Annotated in this window: 3 protein-coding genes and 1 pseudogene; all 4 read left to right on the top strand. The window is 74.2% G+C overall.

The genetic code is table 11. From position 1 onward, the window contains the following. Nucleotides 1-212: pseudogene (locus EF918_RS32955) on the top strand (hypothetical protein); the annotation flags it as partial. Nucleotides 213-324: 112 nt separating this feature from the next. Further along, nucleotides 325-1,095: a glucose 1-dehydrogenase gene (locus EF918_RS32950; protein ID WP_125652571.1), complete on the top strand. Its 771-nt coding sequence runs from the start codon at nucleotides 325-327 to the stop codon at nucleotides 1,093-1,095. A gap of 96 nt (nucleotides 1,096-1,191) precedes the next feature. Then, nucleotides 1,192-3,261, top strand: coding sequence for a molybdopterin oxidoreductase family protein (locus EF918_RS32945; protein WP_125652570.1), 2,070 nt, complete (start codon nucleotides 1,192-1,194; stop codon nucleotides 3,259-3,261). Between the two features lie 134 nt (nucleotides 3,262-3,395). Beyond that, nucleotides 3,396-4,541 (top strand): RNA polymerase sigma factor, encoded by a 1,146-nt coding sequence (locus EF918_RS32940; RefSeq protein WP_125652569.1) that lies wholly within the window; start codon nucleotides 3,396-3,398, stop codon nucleotides 4,539-4,541. Nucleotides 4,542-4,581: the final 40 nt, after the last annotated feature.

Below are 4,581 nucleotides of genomic sequence, written 5' to 3'. Positions count from 1 at the left end.
GCCGGGCGGTCGCGCTGTGCGGGTCCGCGGGCATCGACGCCTACGGCGTGGGGGTCACCGACGAGCACGACGCGACCTGGTACTACGGCGGGGTCCGCGAGGTGTTCGCGGCGGGCAAGGCGGCGCTGGACGCCACGTTCCGGCCGGAGCCGCACTTCCTCGGGCCGAAGGAGGACGGGGTGTCGCGGGCGCTGACCGCTCTGGCACACTGACGCCGCTCGGCATATATGCCGAACCGTCATATGGCTGACCGTCATATCGCCGGGGCGCGCGAGCCGCCGGGCCGTCATGTCCCGTGTCCGGCAGAGCTCCTGAGGTGTCAGCGTGGCTGTAGTGGATCTGAGCGGCAAGGTCGTCGTCATCACCGGAGGGGCCCGAGGACTCGGCGCGGCCGCGGCGCAGGCCGTGGTCGACGGTGGCGGCAAGGTGCTGATCACCGACGTGCTGGAGGAGGAGGGGGCACGGACGGCCGACGAGCTGGGCGGGTCCGCGCGGTTCCTGCGGCACGACGTGACCAGTGAGGCCGACTGGCAGGCCGCCCTGGACCACGCCGCGGCCACCTTCGGCCGGATCGACGGGCTGGTCAACAACGCCGGCATCGCCACCGGCGAGCTGCTGGAGCGCGAGAGCGTCGAGCACTTCCGCCGGGTCGTGGAGATCAACCTGGTCGGGGTGTTCATCGGGATCAGGACGGCCGTCCCGTTCCTGCGGGCCGCCGGAGGCGGTTCCATCGTGAACATCTCCTCCGCGGCCGGCCTGACCGGACTCCCGCTGACCGCCGGCTACGGCGCCTCCAAGTGGGGCGTGCGCGGCCTGTCGAAGATCGGCGCGGTGGAGCTGGCCGAGGCGCGGATCCGGGTGAACTCCGTGCACCCCGGCATGACCCTGACCCCCATGACCGCGCCGGTCGGCATCCAGCCCGGCGAGGGCAACTTCCCCGGCGCCCCCATGGGCCGGGTCGGGGTCCCCGAGGAGATCGCCGCCGCGGTCGCGTTCCTGCTCTCCGACGCCGCCGGCTACATGACCGGGGCCGAGCTGGCGGTGGACGGCGGCTGGACGGCCGGCCCCACCGTCCGCACCCTCACGGGCGGCTGACCTCACCGGCGCCCGGCCGCGGCGGGGAGGACGTGCTCGTGCTTCCGTAACGCGCCGGGGCGGCGGGCGTAACACCGTCGCCGCAGGCTGGCAGGCATGCACACCACCGCCACGCACTGCCCCTACTGCGCCCTGCAATGCGGGATGAACCTGCGTCCCACCGCCGGGGGCCACGGCGTGGAGGTGGAGGAGCGCACCGGGTTCCCCGTCAACCGCGGGGCCCTGTGCGGCAAGGGCCGTACCGCTCCCGCGGTGCTGTCCTCCCGGGTGCGCCTGACCGGACCGCTGATCCGATCCCGCGCCGGGCGGCTGGAGCCGGCCACCTGGGAGGAGGCCCTCGACGCCGTCGCCGCGGGCCTCGCCCGCACCCGGCGCGACCACGGGGCCGACGCGGTCGGGGTGTTCGGGGGCGGCGGCCTGACCAACGAGAAGGCGTACGGCCTGGGCAAGTTCGCCCGGGTCGTGCTCGGTACCTCGCAGATCGACTACAACGGCCGGTTCTGCATGTCCTCGGCCGCCGCCGCCCACCAGCGGGCGTTCGGCCTGGACCGCGGGCTGCCGTTCCCGCTGGAGGACGTCCCGCGCACCGGCTGTGTGATCCTCGTCGGCTCCAACCTCGCCGAGACCATGCCCCCGGCGCTGCGTCACCTCACCGAGCTCAAGGCCAACGGCGGCACGCTGATCGTCGTCGACCCGCGCCGCACCCGTACCGCCGAGCAGGCCGACCTGCACCTGGCCCCCCGCCCCGGCACCGACCTGGCGCTGGCCCTCGGCCTGCTGCACCTGGTGGTCGCCGACGGCCGCACCGACGAGGAGTTCATCGCCGCCCGCACCACCGGCTGGGCCGAGGCCCGGGCCGCCGCCATGGCCCACTGGCCGGAGCTGGTGGAGCGGATCACCGGCGTGCCCGTGCCGGCACTGCGCGAGGCGGTCCGCATGTTCTGCGCGCCCAGGTCCGCCATGGTGCTCACCGCCCGCGGCCCCGAGCAGCAGTCCAAGGGCACCGACACCGTCGGCGCCTGGATCAACCTGTGCCTGGCCACCGGCCGGGCCGGCCGACCCCTGTCCGGCTACGGCTGCCTGACCGGCCAGGGCAACGGCCAGGGCGGGCGCGAGCACGGCCAGAAGGCCGACCAGCTGCCCGGCTACCGCAAGCTCACCGACCCCGCCGCCCGCGCCCATGTGGCCGCCGTCTGGGGGGTCGACCCCGACAGCCTGCCCGGCCCCGGCCGCAGCGCCTACGAACTCCTCGACGCCCTGGGCACCGACGTCCGGGCCCTGCTGCTCATGGGCTCCAACCCCGTGGTCTCCGCCCCGCGCGCCGCCCACGTCGAGGACCGGATCCGGTCCCTGGACTTCCTCGCCGTCGCCGACGTCGTGCTCTCCGAGACCGCCGCCCTCGCCGACGTGGTGCTGCCCGTCACCCAGTGGGCCGAGGAGACCGGCACCACCACCAACCTGGAGGGCAGGGTCCTGCTGCGTCGTCGCGCCCTGACCCCGCCCCCCGGCGTGCGCACCGACCTGGAGGTGCTGCACGCCCTCGCCGGCCGGCTCGGCGTGGACAAGGGCTTCCCCATCGACCCGGAGGAGGTGTTCGAGGAACTGCGCCGCGCCTCCGCCGGCGGCCCGGCCGACTACTCCGGCATCACCTACCGCCGCATCGCCGCCGAGGACGGCGTCTTCTGGCCCTGTTCGGAGGGGGAGCAGGGGACCCCGCGGCTGTTCCTGGACCGGTTCGCCACCGACGACGGCCGGGCCCGCTTCGTCCCGGTCGCCCACCGCGACGCCGCCGAACTCCCCGACGCGCAGTACCCGGTGCTGCTCACCACCGGCCGGGTCGTCGCCCAGTACCAGTCCGGCGCCCAGACCCGCCGGGTCGACGAACTCAACGCCGCTGCCCCCGGTGCCTTCGTGGAGCTCCACCCGCGGCTCGCCGCCCGGGTGGGCGCCGTGGAGGGCCGGCCGCTGGCCGTGGTCTCCCGGCGCGGCCGGGCCGTCGCCCCGGCCCGGATCACCGACACCATCCGCGCCGACACCGTCTTCATGCCCTTCCACTGGCCGGGCGAGGGCCGGGCCAACTCGTTGACGAACCCCGCCCTCGACCCGGTCTCCCGGATGCCGGAGTTCAAGGTCTGCGCGGTCCGGCTGGAGCCCGTCGAGGACTGATCCGCGGGCCGTACATGCGTACGAGGCGCATCGCACCCCCGTCCGGCGGGTAACCATCCGGTCACGCACCGGACTCAAAAAGTCCTCGCACGCCCCTCGTGGCGGCGATGTGCCGTGCCCCACACTGAGTTGCGGTGCTCGAGTCCTCTCCAGCCCTGGAGGTCGCCCCCGTGCAGACCCAGACCCTGACCCTGAGCCAAACCGCCGACGAGCTCGCGCCCACCCCCGAGGCCGAGGCCGGGGCCGGGCCGGTGTCCGACGCCGACGCCGACGCGGAGACCGAGGCGGTGGACGACGACCCCGAGCCGCCGGAGCTCGTCGAGCGGGTACGGGATCAGCGGCGGAGCACGGACGGCGGCGGCGGAGGGGGCCCCTCCGCCGACCTGTTCCGCCAGTACCTGCGCGAGATAGGCAGGATCCCGCTGCTCACCGCGGCGGAGGAGGTGGAGCTGGCCCGGCGGGTGGAAGCAGGGCTGTTCGCCGAGGAGAAGCTCGGCACCGCCTCGGCTCTCGACACCCGGCTCGCCCTCGACCTCGACAAGCTGGTCGTCATGGGCCGGATGGCCAAGCGCCGGCTGATCGAGGCCAACCTGCGGCTGGTGGTCTCCGTGGCCAAGCGCTACGTCGGCCGCGGTCTGACCATGCTGGACCTCGTCCAGGAGGGGAACCTCGGACTCATCCGCGCCGTCGAGAAGTTCGACTACGCCCGCGGCTACAAGTTCTCCACCTACGCCACCTGGTGGATCCGCCAGGCCATGTCCCGCGCCCTGGCCGACCAGGCCCGCACCATCCGCGTCCCCGTCCACGTGGTCGAACTGATCAACCGGGTCGTCCGGGTGCAGCGCCGCATGCTCCAGGAGCGCGGCTACGAGCCCACCGCCGAGGAGGTCGCCCACCACCTGGAACTGACGCCCGAGCGCGTCAGCGAGGTGCTGCGGCTGGCCCAGGAGCCGGTCTCCCTGCACGCGCCGGTCGGCGAGGAGGACGACGTCGCGCTCGGTGACCTGATCGAGGACGGGGACGCCACCTCGCCCGTGGAGTCCGCCGCCTTCTTCCTGCTCCGCGAGCACCTGGAGGCCGTCCTGTCCACGCTCGGCGAGCGCGAGCGCAAGGTGGTCCAGCTGCGCTACGGCCTCGACGACGGACGCCCCCGCACCCTGGAGGAGATCGGCCGGATCTTCGGGGTGACCCGCGAACGGATCCGCCAGATCGAGTCCAAGACCCTCAACAAGCTGCGCGACCACGCCTTCGCCGACCAGCTCCGCGGCTACCTCGACTGACCGCACCGCCCGCCGCCCCGTACCGCCCGCCGCCCCGGGC

This window comes from Streptomyces sp. WAC06614 (assembly GCF_003949795.1).
GTDB lineage: Bacteria > Actinomycetota > Actinomycetes > Streptomycetales > Streptomycetaceae > Streptomyces.
The sequence above is the reverse complement of the archived record's forward strand: the minus strand, read 5'-3'. Positions and strand labels throughout refer to the sequence as shown.

Excerpts from the sequence above, each read along its gene's own strand:
- EF918_RS32945 (WP_125652570.1), top strand. The coding sequence starts at position 1,192 with ATGCACACCACCGCCACGCACTGCCCCTACTGCGCCCTGCAATGCGGG.